The 15,181-nt window shown below is 59.5% G+C and carries 13 protein-coding genes; 11 read left to right on the forward strand and 2 right to left on the reverse strand.

What is annotated here, in order from left to right; translation table 11 throughout:
• Positions 1-721: 721 nt before the first annotated feature.
• The 3 genes from M2368_RS17860 to M2368_RS17870 all read left to right on the forward strand — a co-directional run bounded on the left by M2368_RS17860 (position 722) and on the right by M2368_RS17870 (position 3,191).
• A complete protein-coding gene (locus tag M2368_RS17860; protein WP_498724784.1) occupies positions 722-1,348 on the forward strand; it encodes a helicase associated domain-containing protein in 627 nt (208 codons plus the stop codon).
• Between the two features lie 341 nt (positions 1,349-1,689).
• The gene (locus M2368_RS17865; protein WP_498724785.1) at positions 1,690-2,451 is read left to right on the forward strand and encodes a hypothetical protein; all 762 of its coding nucleotides are present in this window, start codon (positions 1,690-1,692) and stop codon (positions 2,449-2,451) included.
• Between the two features lie 5 nt (positions 2,452-2,456).
• Entirely contained in the window at positions 2,457-3,191 is a 735-nt protein-coding gene (locus M2368_RS17870; protein ID WP_498724786.1) for a hypothetical protein, read from the forward strand.
• Here M2368_RS17870 and M2368_RS17875 read toward each other — a convergent pair.
• Positions 3,175-4,374, reverse strand: a complete 1,200-nt coding sequence (locus tag M2368_RS17875; RefSeq protein ID WP_498724787.1) for a M23 family metallopeptidase — start codon at positions 4,372-4,374, stop codon at positions 3,175-3,177. The two genes, M2368_RS17870 and M2368_RS17875, sit on opposite strands and share 17 nt — an antisense overlap.
• Positions 4,374-4,892, reverse strand: a complete 519-nt coding sequence (locus M2368_RS17880; RefSeq protein ID WP_498724788.1) for a hypothetical protein — start codon at positions 4,890-4,892, stop codon at positions 4,374-4,376. The genes M2368_RS17875 and M2368_RS17880 overlap by 1 nt, the downstream gene beginning before the upstream one ends.
• An 89-nt stretch (positions 4,893-4,981) precedes the next feature.
• On the opposite strand from M2368_RS17880, the gene M2368_RS17885 reads away from it, so the two are divergent.
• The 8 genes from M2368_RS17885 (at position 4,982) to M2368_RS17920 (ending at position 15,106) form a co-directional block, all read left to right on the forward strand.
• A complete protein-coding gene (locus tag M2368_RS17885; protein WP_402735328.1) occupies positions 4,982-6,286 on the forward strand; it encodes a MinD/ParA family ATP-binding protein in 1,305 nt (434 codons plus the stop codon).
• Positions 6,287-6,289: 3 nt separating this feature from the next.
• Complete coding sequence (locus M2368_RS17890) at positions 6,290-6,637, forward strand: hypothetical protein (RefSeq protein ID WP_402735327.1); 348 nt, start codon at positions 6,290-6,292, stop codon at positions 6,635-6,637.
• Positions 6,637-7,392, forward strand: a complete 756-nt coding sequence (locus tag M2368_RS17895) for a DUF8175 domain-containg protein (protein WP_402735326.1) — start codon at positions 6,637-6,639, stop codon at positions 7,390-7,392. The genes M2368_RS17890 and M2368_RS17895 overlap by 1 nt, the downstream gene beginning before the upstream one ends.
• Positions 7,389-9,473, forward strand: coding sequence for a TrbL/VirB6 family protein (locus M2368_RS17900; protein WP_498724789.1), 2,085 nt, complete (start codon positions 7,389-7,391; stop codon positions 9,471-9,473). Before M2368_RS17895 ends, M2368_RS17900 begins: the two co-directional genes overlap by 4 nt.
• Before the next feature lie 9 nt (positions 9,474-9,482).
• The gene (locus M2368_RS17905; RefSeq protein WP_402735324.1) at positions 9,483-11,105 is read left to right on the forward strand and encodes a hypothetical protein; all 1,623 of its coding nucleotides are present in this window, start codon (positions 9,483-9,485) and stop codon (positions 11,103-11,105) included.
• Positions 11,106-11,338: 233 nt separating this feature from the next.
• Complete coding sequence (locus tag M2368_RS17910; protein ID WP_402735323.1) at positions 11,339-12,736, forward strand: putative type IV secretion/conjugal transfer ATPase; 1,398 nt, start codon at positions 11,339-11,341, stop codon at positions 12,734-12,736.
• Positions 12,711-14,471: a type IV secretory system conjugative DNA transfer family protein gene (locus M2368_RS17915; protein WP_402735322.1), complete on the forward strand. Its 1,761-nt coding sequence runs from the start codon at positions 12,711-12,713 to the stop codon at positions 14,469-14,471. Before M2368_RS17910 ends, M2368_RS17915 begins: the two co-directional genes overlap by 26 nt.
• The gene (locus M2368_RS17920; RefSeq protein ID WP_402735321.1) at positions 14,468-15,106 is read left to right on the forward strand and encodes a hypothetical protein; all 639 of its coding nucleotides are present in this window, start codon (positions 14,468-14,470) and stop codon (positions 15,104-15,106) included. Before M2368_RS17915 ends, M2368_RS17920 begins: the two co-directional genes overlap by 4 nt.
• Positions 15,107-15,181 lie beyond the last annotated feature (75 nt).

Raw genomic sequence — 15,181 nt, forward strand, 5'->3', positions numbered from 1 at the left:
GTCTGCACACCATCCACTGACGCAGGTAATCCTCATATTTCTTCAACTTCCAAACCGAAAATCGCTGCGGGGGAATGGCTGGTGAAAAAGATAATTGCAGTTCAGTGACAGCTCACGTCACATCATTCATGTACGAGTGCTACACCAATAACAAGGGTTCGGGATACTGGGAACATAAAACTGTTCCAAGAAGACAAAGCTGGAGCCTGGCGGTGGGTCTGCCAGTCGGGCAACTTCTCAATGCACTGCTAAAGCCGATCCATAATCCTTTTCTGGCAGTTCCCCGCGACGTAAACAGGCACAAACTACAGCTAGCATTGAGTTGATAGCAGCAGGCTGGATTGAAACAGTTTCATTATTCTTTTGTTGGGCAATCGAAATAAATGTCGCTTAGATCCGCCCATCGACGATGGCTCCGTGCACGGAAAAGGGCTTGACCTCCTCGAACCGATGTGATGCTTCAATCGCTACCAAACAAGAACTTTCAGGGCTGAGCGAACAGCAAGCCCAGCAAAGACTCACGCAGCATTGGTCCCGCAACACTGACAGCTAACCCATCCGCCTGCACCTCCGATGTCAGCGGCAACTGCATGGCCCGAACTTCTGAAGGTTTCCGGTAATGCTCTCCCACGGACAATGAATTATCTTTGCCCGCACTACTCGAATTCCAGGCTGCCTCAGTCGCAAACCCGCACTGGTCACTGTGTTGTAGCCTGGAGCCATGGTTAGCTGGAAAGTATCCAGGCATCCTGAATGGGACCAAATGCATCTTGCCGGTCTAACTGCCCGCGAGATCGCTGACCTGTGCCATTGTGGTGCAGCAACTATCCACTACCACCTGCAGCGGCGTGAGCACTATGAACCCGGTTTTCGTGGAAAGCATGAAGCAGCTTTGGCCGCACGCGGCAAGAATCGTCCGTCGACTATTTGGCGCCGGCGCGCCAAAGAAGTCGCGGCCTTTCAATCCGAAAACGGCAGACTGCCCCGCACCACAGGTAACCGAACCGAGCGAGCGCTGCACGATTGGCTTGCTGAACAACGCAGGCTTCTCAATGCAGGCGAGCTGCCGCCCTCGAAGGTCGTCCTTTTGCAGGACGTCGCAGGTTGGAGGGCAGACCCGCGCCAGCACGAGTTGGATGAGCGCTGGAGGGCTAGACTCGCCGCGCTCCGCCAATACGTTGTGGAGAACAAATGCCTGCCTCGTTACCGGAAATATGCTTCGGACACAGAACGTTCCCTGGGCGTTTGGTTGCATAACCAGCATCAAAGGCGGTCCAAGGGAATCTTGTCTGCCTGGCGGCTTGAAGCTCTGGATAGTGCTTTGCCGGGCTGGCGCAGTCACGCTTAATAACGACCGGAGCAGAATGTGCTGGCTTTTACCTTGTCAGAGCCCACGAGCTACGGCAGTACCAGCCAAGCCTTCTCCGCTCTACTCTCCCCAGACCCGACATGCCTAGCGACCGGCACCTTCAAGTACCTGTTCTTTGCTCCTCACGACAACCCTCCGCTTTTGTTCGGCTGTCGCGAGTAGACCTTCGTTAAGCATCCGCCGGCCGTCACGTTCGCCTTCCATAGCAGAGTCTTGGGCGCCGGTTTTCTGGTTGTCCGGTGTTTTGTGGCCGAATTGTGTCTTGTCCCCGCCTCTAAACTGGGATTACAGGCCCGTCAGACAGGATAAATTGAGACAGGTTGGCAAAAGCACCGAGCCTCAGGGCACGGTGTGAGCATGTTGCTGTGGTGCGAGTGATTGAGCGGTTAGTGAAGCTAGGGCGCGATGAGGTTCAAGCGTGGCTGGATGAGGTTTCTCCAGGCACCGGTTTCGTGCGCTTTGCTGCCCTCGCGGATCTGCCGAGGTTGCGGGTCAAGCAGCAGCTCGCTCGAGGCAACGTCGCACCGGCGACGATTGCTGCCATTTCCCGCGGCCTGGATTTGGATCCGCTCACCCAGCTCGCCCGCTTCGCTGTCTTCGCTGATCTTGTTCCTTCGTCGCCTGCCGTCGGTGAGATGCCAGGTTTCATTTCATCGCCAGGGTTGTTCCGTGCCAGTGCTGGACGTTTGGAAAACCAGCCAGTGACCGAAACCCAACTCGGACCTGAGAGCTATGATTTGGCGGCGTTGTATTGGTTCAATCTAGCCAACGACGGGGCGTTGCGTGCCAGGATTGCTGATGAGCTGGGCGTGAATCAGCCGACGCTATGGAAGATGCTGCGCACCAGGTTGCGTGAAGATGTGGCACTGGCAGTGTGTGAGCATGCTGGGTGGCCGGGCGTGTCGGCTTTGGTGATCTCTGAAGTGCTCACGGGGAAAGAAGCTGGTTGGGTTGAAGAATGCCGTGCGACTTGGGCTAATACAGTTCCTGTCGGACAGTTGCTCAGTTGCACTGAGCAACGTTTGCAGCAGGTGGGCAAGCAGGAACGCGACCGAGAGAGCTTCGACCGTCATCTAGGATGAATGATGTGGCGGTTTCGAGCTGGGTGTCTGCAATCCTTGCCACCAGTTTCCTCGCAGCTCTCATTGCCCGCCTTCCTCGCCTGCTCCAAGGGATCGGGAATTTTTGGCTGTGGCTCGCCCATCTGGGCATGGCCCTCGTCTTGTCTTTGGCTGTTGATCCGGTCTATGAGTTCGTTGATTCCTTGGCTGGATCCCACAATTTTGCGAACCTCGTATCCCATATTGGTATTGCGCTGGTGTTCTTCTGCGGCGGCATACAGATCTCCCATGGCATCAACCGCCCAGAGATCGCACACAAGATCCTGAAGCTTTCCACTGTCGCGTTGCCGGCCTCGGCCGCGCTAATGGGGGCTCTGTTCGTGCTCAGTGGCAGTTCCTATTCTGACGTTGGCTTGAATGCGTTCAGGGATAATCCGTTGGTGGTCTTATATAAGCTCACGCTCTATATCTACCCGGCAATTGTTTCCTCGTTCCTGGTGGCCCCGCTGATGAGGGCAGCTACCGAGTCGGTATCCAGGATTCCGTACTACTCCAAGAAGCTCATGGGCTTCGGCTTCGGCCTGGTCATTGCCGCCCCGCTGGGGCATTTGGCCGAGTTGGCGAACCGGCAACTGGGCTGGATTACGGACTTGTTCATCTATCCTGCGATTCTCAGTGTCCTGGCCGGCATGACGTTGGGGCTGGTGGATGCGGTGCTGTGCCGGAGGCAGCAGCGGCGGGACTTTATCCAGGCATCGTGACTCCTTGCTGCTCGATCAGTTCCATCGGGTTGGTGATCTGCCCGTCTTTCCATACTTCGAAGTGCAGATGGAAACCGGTGGAGTTGCCGTTGGTACCCACCTGGGCGATCTGCTCCCCTGCTTCAACTTCATCGCCGACGTGCGCGATCAGATCATCCGGGAACATGTGAACATACAAGGTCGTGATCTGGGCGCCGTCGTGGGTGCCGTGGTCGATTTCGATCTGGCAGGGCGACCGGCCGACGACGAGGTCGTCGCAGCTGGCGCGGATGACTTGGCCTGCGGCCGCCGCGTAAATGGGGGTGTCTTCGGGGGCGGCGAAGTCTTCGCCGGCGTGCGGGTAGGGGCCGCGGGATTCGCCGTAGTTGTGCCAGATCTTCGTCAACGTCTCCAAGGGGAAGACCCAGTCTGATTCATTGTTCGGAGTGTTTTTCGTTTTCGGGTTGCGGCTCTCAGCCCCGTCATCACACGAGACATAGGCTTCGTCTTGGTCGACATCAGTGACCTCTGCGCCTTGCAGGGCCGCATAGATCAGCTCTGCATCATCCCTGCGTTGCGCGTAGTTATCTGGGAGGCCGGAGGATTGGACGGCTTCGGCGGCTTGCTCGTAGGGCAGCTCGTCCCAGCCGTCGATGCTCTGGAGGCGGTCGAAGAAGGTCGCGGCCGCGGTGGCGGGGTTCATGATCTGTCCGACAGTGCCCCAGCCGGCGCTGGGCCGTTGCTGGAAGGTGCCCATGGCGTCCCAGGCGTGCCCGACGCCTTCATGCGGTTCATCCAAGGAAGCCACGGCTACTTCTTTGGCTTGTTCCCATTCGTTTTTGGTCATGATGCGGGTGCCTTCCGGGTACTCCCAGCTCCCGTCGTTGGCCAGGATGGTCAGGCTGCTTTCCTGGATGGAGGTCATCAGTCCGATGATGGCCGCACGTTGGGGCAGGTCTGCGTTGCTGGCTTCGTTGATGATGATCGCGGCGTTGGCCAGTTGCTTCTCGGTGTAATTGCCGACTGGGGTGGTGGGCAGGTTGGTGACGTTGACGCTTTCCCCGATGCTGCTGTTCGGGTTGCAGTCCATAGTCCGGGGATCCGCTGTGTCTCGTGGTTCCAGGATGGTCAGGGAGAGGAAAATGCCGCCGAAGAAGACCAGCAGAATGATGGCGAGGGTTTTGATGAGTCTGAAGCGTCGCATTAGTTGGTGCTGGTGATCTTTTCGACGACCCATTCACCATCAGCCCGGCTTAGCAGGAAGTCCAGGGAGACGCTGTTGGTGTTCACGGTGATGGTGGCGATCGCCGCGGACCGTCCTTTGACGGGTTCTTCAGTGCTGGTGACTGTCGTGGCGGTGATGTTCAGGTTCGAGACGTTTTGGAAGGTGCGTTGCGCGTCGGCAGAAAGATAGGGCCGCAGCCCGGTAAACCATTGGGACTGGTTCAGTTCGGGGCGGGCGTAGACTGTCGCGGCGTTGGTGGCCACGTCACTGGCTTCTTGGGCGATCCGGGGGCTCCATTCTTCGATGGCTGATTGTTCCGGGGAGGCGTGGATGTCGTGCATGATCCCGTTCTCCTCCCCCGGCGTGCCTTCTGGTTCGGTCGGTGTGCAACCCGCCAGCAGCGCACTGGCTAAGGCCAGAACGAGCCCTGTCGTGGCGGCACGGCGGCGAGAGTGTTCCCTAGTGTGGCGCGTGGTGCGGTGCATTCCCTGGTTCATGGCAACCCCCTTGAGTATTTTTTTATATTGAAGCTTATATTTTCAATACTAATTGATACTATGGGTTTGATGAACGAAAGGGGATGTGCATGAGCGGGGATTGGCCAGGCGAAGAACGCCGCCGCATGAAAACAGACCTTCTGGTGAAACCAACACCCACCGAACAGGGCACCAGCAAAGCAACCACCCAACAACCAGCCAGCGACGGACCAGCCCCTGGCTCGAGCACTGCCAGCCCAAGCGCTGCGGGACAAGATCCTGCTGACGCTCCTGGGAATCCGGATTCCGCACAGGCATCCCCGGCATCCGGGACGACTCAGGGATCAGGAACACTACTGGATTCAGGGACACCACTCGTCTCAGGAACACCGCTGGTCTCAGGATCGCTCAGCAGTGCGATCACCGGCTCCGACGCCCTGGAAACACCGTTGCCAGCCGAAGAAGGATGGCAGAAGAAGATCCGGACTTGGACTGGCGGGCTGATCGCCCCGAAACCAGGACCCCAAGAACTGACACGCCGGGCCACGCTCGCCTCAATCCGCCGGGTCTACCCGCGGCCGGTCACCGTGACCATCGCCCAACCTGCCGGTGGAGCAGGGAAAACTTCTCTCACCGTCGCACTGGCCTCCACCATCGGCAACACCTCGGATCACAACGTGCTGGCCATGGACAACAACGAAACCATGGGCACCCTCGGGGTCCGCACCCGTTCCAACGGGTCGAACATGACCATCATCGACCTGCTCGATGCCCTCGAGCAGCTCAAAAGCGAACGGACCCGCAGCGGCGATGTCCAGTACTACACCCGCCCACAAGGAGACAACCGCTTCAGCGTACTGGCCTCCGATGAGGATCCAGACCGGATGCAAATGCTCACCCGCCCCACCTTCAACGAACTGCTCGAAGTCGTCCAGCGCTTCTGGAACATCGTCGTACTGGACACCGGCAACAACACCCGCGCCGAAAACTGGCTCGCCGGCATCGACGCCACCGACCAGCTCGTCTTCCCCGTCGAGCTCAACGACAAATCCGTCGTCTCTGTCCTGCGCACCGTCGAACAATTGCAGGCAATGTCCCAAGTCACCGGAAACCAGCACTATGCCAGCCTGTGTGAGCATGCGGTCCTGGTCATCACCCCAGGATCCCACCGTCGGGCCGTGGCCGCGGAGCGCCGCAAAGAACTGCGCCAGATGCTCGAACAAGCCCTCGGCGAGACCGCAACATTCCTAGCCGTCCCCTATGAACCGGCCCTGGACACGAACGGGCTGATCGACTGGCAGCTAGCCACTGACGAGTCAGTGCGCGCCTTCGAGAAAGTCGCCGCTGCCGTCAGCGCCGGACTCTTCCGCTCAGCCTCCAACGACACGACCCCCCGAAACACCAAGGAGAACTAACCCGTGTTCGCACCAGTACACACCGCGCCCAGCATCGTCGCGGAACAAAAAGAATCCACGACCGTGAAAAACCCGTTCGAGGGCGTCTCCCCCGACATCTCGCCTTTGGGCGATGGATTCGACAGCGCACTGGGCATCATCCTCGGCGTCATCTGGGGCGTCGTGCTGATCTATGTGGCCGTGAAGCTGCTGACCAGTCTTGGCAAGTTCGCCGGTGCGAAAAAGCAAGGCCACTACGAAGAGCTCGGTGAGCATACCGATGAGATGAAACGCCGTGGCATTGCCCTGGTCGCGGTTGCCGCGTTCGGTGTCATCATCGGTGCGGTCCTGAAATTGGCGGGGATGCTCTAATGACCAGCCGTCGGAGAATTATTGTCCTCATCGTCGCTGTGGTGGCCATAGCCCTCGTCGTGGTAGCCAGCGTCCTCATGTCCCAAGATCAGGATCAACCCGATTCTTCGGCGGCCACCACCCCCACCACACCAGCCAAAGCCAGCGAGTACGGGTTCCCAATCTCCAGCATCCGCCTCGCTGAAGGCGGAACCAAGACCGCACCCGACGGCAAAACCCCTATCGGATACACGGCTTCGTGTGAAGACGCCGTCCGCGCTGCAGTGAACTATGTGGCGGCCGATTCCTACTCCCCTGAAAACTGGAAGAACCAGAAGGCAACGCTTCAGCAGATCACCACTTCGGGCGAGTACAACACGAAGTACATCAACGCCACAGCCTCACTGGTCTCCGATAATTCAGCTTCAGCAGAAAGCAGCCTGATCTCTCCGGCGATCTACAAGGTCGAGAACTGCGAACCAGGAAAATCAGCAAACATCGCCGTGGCACTCGAGATCGACGATCCAGGGCTCGAGCTGGATGGGAAAACTATCGGCCCCTCGATCGAATACCGCACTCAGAACCAAGCTTTGGTGTGGGAAGGCAATGATTGGAAGCTCGATCTCTCGCCGACGCCCGTCCGTGCAGAATCTCAATTGATCATTGCTGACGGCGAGAAAGCTCCAGAATCGCCGAACGATCTGCTGAACCAAATTTTCGTGGACTCCCAAGGCAATCCGCTAAGCCGTGATGGTTGGATGGAGCTTGCACGATGAGGCGGTTGCTCACCGCCATCTTCGCTGCCTTGCTCACCCTAGGTCTAGCAGTCCCGGCCCAAGCCACCGGAACAGATGAAAATGTCTCAGAAGTTCTGAGCCAAGACCAGGCCAAGAGGTACGAGAACTTATCGGATGACGATAAGAACACCTTGCTGCATGATATCATCACGGAGATCGGCGCCGATGAATGCAGCAATTTCACGTACTACCGCAAGATGGAATCTTTCCTCAACTTCGATGCCCGCAACTGCGAAGAACAGACGCGCGATGCGTTGCACGCCATGTATCCGGACCCTGACGCGCTGATCATCAAGCAGGAACCAGCCATGGATTTGTGCGAGGCCCTGAGTTCCACGGGTGCGGGACAGCAAAGCGTTACTTTCTGCATCAGGAAACAAGCGAATGAATTCCTTATGGGGTGGGCTTCAGGCACTCTGAGAAATTGGATGGGCCAAAGCGAGATCGGCCGATCGGTTCTGAACGCCATGGATGCCATCGGCAACACCATCGACTTCGTTGCCGACCCCAAAAGCGGACTCGAAGAAGTCGCCAACAGCAGCAAAATAGAGTCCATCGCACTCACCTCAAAAGTCCTCGAAGAGCTCACCTCCACCACCGAATTCGACGCCTCCAGCCCAGAGTTCAAAGACCGTTGGGCGCTCTACGCAGGCATCGGCGTCGTCGGGCTCTCCATCATGCTGCTCACCTTATTCAAGCACCACAGCAACGGAGAGATCAGCGACGACGACTTCAGCAACTCCCTGCTCTACTACCTCCCGGTCAGCCTCTTCCTGGTGATCTACGGTCCGTGGGCCATGAACGAAATACAGCAGCGCATCGCCCCACTGACCTCCGGGGCCACTAACTGGTCCGCGGAAATGATCAGTAATTTCATCACCGTGATCTCCCGCTTCGCTTCCTTGGAATCCAGCAGCTGGTTCGGCCCGCTGGCGGCGATCATCTTCTTCGGGATGCTGTTCATCGGCTCGATCGCCCTGATGATTTACTTCCTGCTCATCCCGATCTTCCAGCAGCTCATGGGACTGGCCATCGCCGCCCTGATCGGCATGCTCATCTCGCCGAAAACCCGCCGCTACGTACTGAAGATCGCTTCTACCCTCGCCACCCTGCTGATCCTCAAGCCCGTGGTCTTCCTCGTCATGGGCGCCGTCTTCGGGGTCCTGGCCTCGCAGACCGCGTTCAAGGAAGGCACCGACGATGTGCTGGTCAATGTGGGCAACCTCGGAGCGACCGCATTCATCATGCTGCTGATCGTTCTTTCCCCCGCAGCGATCTTCCGGTGGATGCCCATCATCCAAAGCCGTGAAGCGAACTTCGGCGGGATCTCCCCTGAAATTTCTGCTGGTGTCGGCGCTGCGGCAGGTGGCATGGCCGGCTCACTCGCCGGTGCCGGCGCAGGAGCCGTGCGTCGCGCGATCTCCTCACGCCGCGGCAATGCTTCCAGCACACCTTCGCCTGCCCCCCGGGCCGGTAACGGTACATCGGGCGGCGGTACTGCAGCAGGTGCTGGAGCAGCAAGTACCGGTGCTGCCAGCCAGGGATCTTCAGCTGCGCGTGGCGGTGAGGATGGTTCAGCCCCACCTTCAGGGGCCGGCGCGTCCGGCGGCCCGGATGCTGGCCAGCCGCAGGGTTCTTCTGGTGGCCAGTCGTCGCCTGGCAGCCCTGGGCAGGGTACTCCGACCGAGGTCATGGAACGGCCAACCAGCCCCCGAACAGGCAGCACAGGAAATGCCAGTGGTTCCAGCGGCGCGGGTGCTCCAAGGACAACGGGTTCCTCAGGCCGCAATCCTGAAGGTGGCTCTGCTGGAGAACCGACCTTCGACAGTGCCGGTATTGGCACTTCTGGCCAGGCTGCTGGTGCTTCCGGCCGGCAAACCCAGCCCGCAGGCCCTAACTCTCCAACCAATGCCACCTCTAGCAAGGCGTATCGGCCGTTGCACACCGGCAAGGTCGGGATGCTCGCCAACGCCCGCTACGCCATGTCCAACGCGGCAGCCCAAGCCCGCATCGCCCAACAGGACTCCGACCCCGATACCTGGGATTCGTTTAAGGACTGATCAACCCTCATGACTCGTCACGTTGCCCTCGGCGGTGAGTTCAAGTCCCGCGGACTGCTCTCAGGCCGTTCCCTGCCCGAAAAGCTCCTCCTCTTCATTGGTCTCGCGCTCTCCGCGTTCCTGGTCATGTTGGGATCGTTCAGCTTCTTCTTCCTCGTCGCGGCGCTCTTCGTGGCCGTGGCCAGCATCCTGACTACGATGCCCACCGCCATCAATGAAGGCCGCAGCCTGGCAGCCATTTATGCCGAACGGGCCTACCGGATCTGGCAGAAAACCACCGGCACCGATGTCTTCGATCCCGTCCACGAACAGATCGCCGCAGAGCGCCTGAGAACCTACCAGCACGCCACCCAAAATAAGCAGAGAACACAGAACAAACAGAAAACTTCGAACCAGCCGAAAACTGCCCGCCCCAAAGGGTTCGCAGTGCGCAGGGCCCAACGCCGCAAAGCCACCGACCAGCCGGCCCCGTTGATGATCGGGAAGATGAGCGCCACCGAAGTCCCCTTCAACACCCGCGAACGCCTCACCGTGTTCAGGCATGCGAACACCAGCCCGGTGTTCTATACCGCGATCTTCGAAGTGCGCGGCAGCACCGGCGGTGTCGTGGAAGAAGACATCGAAGACATCCCGTTCATCGGATTCGGCAAAGTCCTCGCCCGGGCAGCGCGGCGCACCAGCGCCATCTCCCACATCCAAAGCTTCACCCGCTCCGTCCCCTTGGACATCACCGACCACATTTCCTGGCTCTCTGACTACGTCCACCCCCAAGCCCATGACCACCTGGTCCGCTCCTACCAAGAGCTATGCCTGGATGTGGAGCAGAAGGCCGAACAGCACCGCTCCTACTGGGTGCTGCGCTTCGACAACCTCGCCGCACTGCAGCGCGCCATCACCGCCCAAACCCCTGGCCCGCGGGCGGTGCATGACGCGATCGTCAGCGAAGCCCACGCCCTGATGTCCCAAGCAGTCACCCATAAAGCGATCCGCAGTTTCCGGCCGGTGAACTCCAACATGGCCGCAGCACTCCTCTCCCACCTACAAGACCCGTACGAGGTCAGCATCGACGACCCAGACCAAAACCTCAGTTCGGTCTGGCAGCGTCTGGACGCCACAAAAACGTCCAAAGCAGTACTGGTGAACAACCATGCCTACACACGAGTGGCTTACATTCCCCGCCATGGGTTCATGGCCGGCTCCGCCCTTCCCGTCCAATCCATGCGGCAGCTGGTCAACGGGATCGTGCCCGCAGTGATCCATTCGGTGTCGTGGGTCAACGAAGTTGTCGATGCCCGCACCGCCCGTGCCCAAGCGGTCTCTGATCGCACCAGTGACAAGGCCAAGCGCAAATCCGATGCAGAGAAAGGCAAAGTCAGCGACGGCACCGAACACGTCATGTCCAGCTCCTCGGACCAGCGCGGCGCCGACCTCATGCCCGGCAGCGGGCATCACGGAGTGAAATGGGGTGCGTACCTGAGCTTCACTGTGCAGTCCGAAGAAGAACTGCTGGCTGTGTCCACACAGATTGAATCGGTGGCCACTGATTGCGGGATCGAGCGGCTGATCTGGCTCGATGACCGCCACCATATGGCGTTGGCTGCCGTGATGCCGCTAGGACGAGGGATCCGTTAATCATGAAATATTTCAAGAAAACCAGCACCACCACCAACCCCGCAGACGCCAGCACATCTGGGAAGACCGCATCCGGTCCCACCTCCCCTGCCAGCACAGTCGCCGGCCAAGGAGACACGAAGAAACATTCGAGGAAGGACCGGAGGGCCGCTAAGCAAGCCAGGAAACTAGCTCGAACACAAACGAGCAAACTAGCAAGCAATCAAAATGGCTACACCCAGGCACCCGCGGACATGTTCCGCCCGGACGTGTCCTGGGACGCTGGCCGCCGTTCCCGCACCGGATCCGCCTACGGCCTCTACGACCCGGCACCTGAAGGCGGAATCAGCACCACCCGGCAAACAGAGATCAGCAACCTCGCCGTCCCCTGGTCTCCCACCTCCTACAAAGGCCTACTCTTCGGCTTGGACCTGGAATCAGGGTGGGGTGTCATGCACGACCCGATCTTCGCCTACCCGAACACCGTGAACAACGCCAACGTCATTCTCATCGGCGACCTCGGCTCCGCCAAAAGCTCCGGCGGCAAAACCTGGGGCTGCCTGCGCCCGCTGATCTTGAACCGCAACGTCATCGTCGTCGACAAGAAACCCTCGGACTCCAACCCGGAAGAAGGCGAATACGCAGCCCTGTCCCGATTCTTCGGGCGCGAGCCGATCACCTTCAAAATCGGTGGAGGCGGCGCCTGCCTGAACATCTTCGACCCGGCCATCTCCCCTGAAGTCGAAGACACCCGAACCAACGGCTCCGAAGCCCCACCAAGCCAAGCTCAGCTATTGCGCGCGGTTGCCACCGAAGTCCTCGGCCGGCCTGTCTCCTCCCGCGAAGGCAAAGCCATGCGCACTGCCCACCACCGCGTGCTGAAAGAAACCCGCGCTGCTGGCCGTACCCCCACCATCGGCTTGGTCATCGCCCGCATGCTCGACCCCTCCCCGATTGACTGCGAGGAACTGCAGATCGAACGGACAGTCTTGCGCGAATGGGGGTACGATCTGGCATTCGAACTGGAACGGTTCGTCGATGAAGACCTCTCCGGCCTAATCGACGGCGAAACCTCAGAAAACGTCGTGTTGGCTGACGGGTTGACCGTCTTCGATGTCTCCCAGTTGCCAGAGACCGGGCCGGCGTTGGCGATCATCATGACCGTGATCAACACGTGGATGACCAACCGGCTCTTCCGGGCCAAGAACCGGCGCCAAACCCACTTCATCGTCGAAGAAGCCTGGCACGTCGTCCAAACCTCCGTCGCCAAAGTCATCCGCCGCAACCAGAAAGTCTCCCGCGCCATCGGCCTGTCGAACTGGTTCATGTTCCACCACGTCTCAGACATCCCGCCCGGCACCGAAGCTGAGGCGATCATCAAGGAATGCGACACCGTTTTGGTGTATCAGCAGAAGAAAGCCCCGGATGCGCGGGCTGCAGTGGAAATGTTCGACCTGCCCGCTTCCAGTTATGGCACGATCCTGAACTTGGCGACTGGCACGTGCCTGATGAAGATCGGCAACGAAGCTCCGTTCGAGGTCAAGCACCTGCGCAGCGACGTGGAGAAAATCCTCACCGACACCGACAAGGCCCTCACCGCCCAGAAAATGAACGAGGTGATCACCGATGAGCTCGAACCCCACGCAGCGTAACCGCGAAATCCCCGCCTGGCTGATCATCGCCGCCCTCGCCGGGCTGGCCTTGGTGGCGTTGAACTGGGGCGAACGACTCACCCCCACCGGCACCGGGATCTCGTGGAACCCCATGGAACTGGTCCAAGCCGCCATCGACAAGAACCTCGCCTGGCCGACCGCGTCCTGGTTCATCCTCGGCGGCTTCGCAGCCCTACTGATCGTGGCATATGTGCTGTTCACCGAAATCTGGGGAAGCTCGCGGGACGAGGCTGAGAAATTCACCCCACAAGGGGCCGCGATTACGTCAATGATGGGCTTCACCTCCGCCTGGCGCAAAGCCCGCCAAATCTATGGGGCGCAGGTCACGAAGAAGACCGCCGAAGCATTCATCGCCCTGGCCGTCTATGCCAATGCGTCGAAGAAAACCCCGCTGTATATCCAACTGGAAGACAGCATGTGGGTCTACGCCCCAGCCCGCGGCGGCAAAACCTCCAGCATCGTCATCCCCATGATCCTCAACGCCCCAGGCCCCGTCCTAGCCACCTCCACGAAACCCGATGTGGTCGCCTGGACCGCCATTGCCCGGGAAAAACAAGGGCACGTATTTGTGTGCGACTGGGAAAACATCACCGGCTGGCCGACCAGGGTGAACTGGACACCCATTTACGGGTGCGAAGACGAAGACGAAGCCCTCGAGCGCGGCAAAGCCTGGGCGAACGCGGCCCCGATGGAAGGAACCAAGAACGGGTCCTGGTTCAGCGCCAAAGCCGGCACCGTCCTCGGCCGGCTCCTGCACGCCGCCGCACTGGAAGACTGCACCATGGATGACCTGCTCATGTGGATCTTCGACTCCCACAACCCCGAACCCATCACCATCCTCGAAGACCACCACAAATCCAGGGCCTTCATCCAACCCCTGCGTGAGCGCACCGAATCACGGGCCGGCGAAACCGAAGACTCCATCAAAGCCACCCTCCTCTCCCTAGCCGAACCCTTGGTCACCGAGAAAGTGCTCTCGCAATTCCGATTCCGCAAGGAGGAAGCCTTCGACATCAACACGTTCCTTGAAGGGCCGAACACCCTGCACATCGTGGTTGACGGGGAAAAATCCCCGCTGGGGACTTTGAGCACGATGTTCGCTGACCAGGTCTATCGGGCAGCTCGCCGCAAATCCAGCCAGTTCGCCTCCGGCCGGCTCTGGCCTGTCTTCCGCATGGTCCTGGACGAAGCACCAAACGTTGCCGCATTCAGCAACATGAGCGAACTGATCACTGATACCGGCGGACGGGGCATCCAAGTGATCGGCATCAGCCAATCCTTCATCCAGAACGAAGCACGCTGGGGCAAGGAAGAAGCGAAAACCATCGAATCCAACGCGAGCTTGAAGCTGATATTCCCCGGCATCAACAGCGAAGACCTGAAGACCTACGCCAACGACATGGGCGTCCGAAATAAGGCACGCATCAGCCATTCTTCTAGCAAGAGTGGAGGCTCGAGGACCACTAGTTCCGAGGAGAAAGCGATCGTGCGCGCTGAAGAGCTCAAGCATCTGCGCTTCGGGCAGGCCACCGCGGTGTATCGGAATCTGCCGCCGCATGTGGTGCATACCGAGATGGTGTGGCAGCGCAAAGACCACCAGGAGCTGAATGAGATGAAGGAGCAGACGTTGCGCAGGTGCGGCAAGATCTTCCACGAACCCACCCAAACCCTGGCAGGTAGCGATCCGGCAGAAACCCTTGGCGGTGCGCGATGAGCGATACGCAACCCACCGATGATGTCCTCGAGCTGATCGTTCCGCTGGTTGAGCCGCTGATCGAACGGCAAGAAAAAGTCGAGCAAGGCCTCGCCGCACAAGAAACAGTTCTTGTGGAACTCACGAACCAGCTGGAACGACTCACCAACATAAGACCCGAACAAGAGGTAGCACCTTGGAACCTCTATACGGCCAACCCGAAGCAAATCTCGGAGCTGCTCACTGAGATCAACCAGTGGCTGCCCTGGATGAACGCAACCTACGGAGCCGGGCAAAGCACGAACATGATCCCCACCTGCTGGTTCCTCCACCCGAACGTCGTCGCGCACGTGGTCGGGTTATATACGTCGTGGACGGCGGCGAACTACGGGTCCGAGACTCCGAATAGTGATCTGGTGTATTGGAACCTGCGCTGCCTGCCCGACGTCCTGGATATCGTGAACGCGCCAGCAGATAAGGGAGGGATGGCCGGCTGCCGACGTGAGCACCGCACACCTGAGCGAATGGATCCAGTCCCCGAAGCTCTCCAGGATGACTTCGCACAGTGGCTCGCCGAAGCGTATCCCCTGGAAAAGCCAGATGATTCAAAGGAACCCGACCTAGAACCTGGCCCCGTCGGGGAGCCACAGCAGTAAAACGATCATCCCAGAAGTTAGGGGCGAGACCCTGCTAGGAAGCTGGAACCCTGCGGGATAGCATCCGCAGGGTTT

Source organism: Arthrobacter sp. JUb119, assembly GCF_024807995.1.
In the GTDB taxonomy this organism is placed as follows: Bacteria; Actinomycetota; Actinomycetes; order Actinomycetales; family Micrococcaceae; genus Glutamicibacter.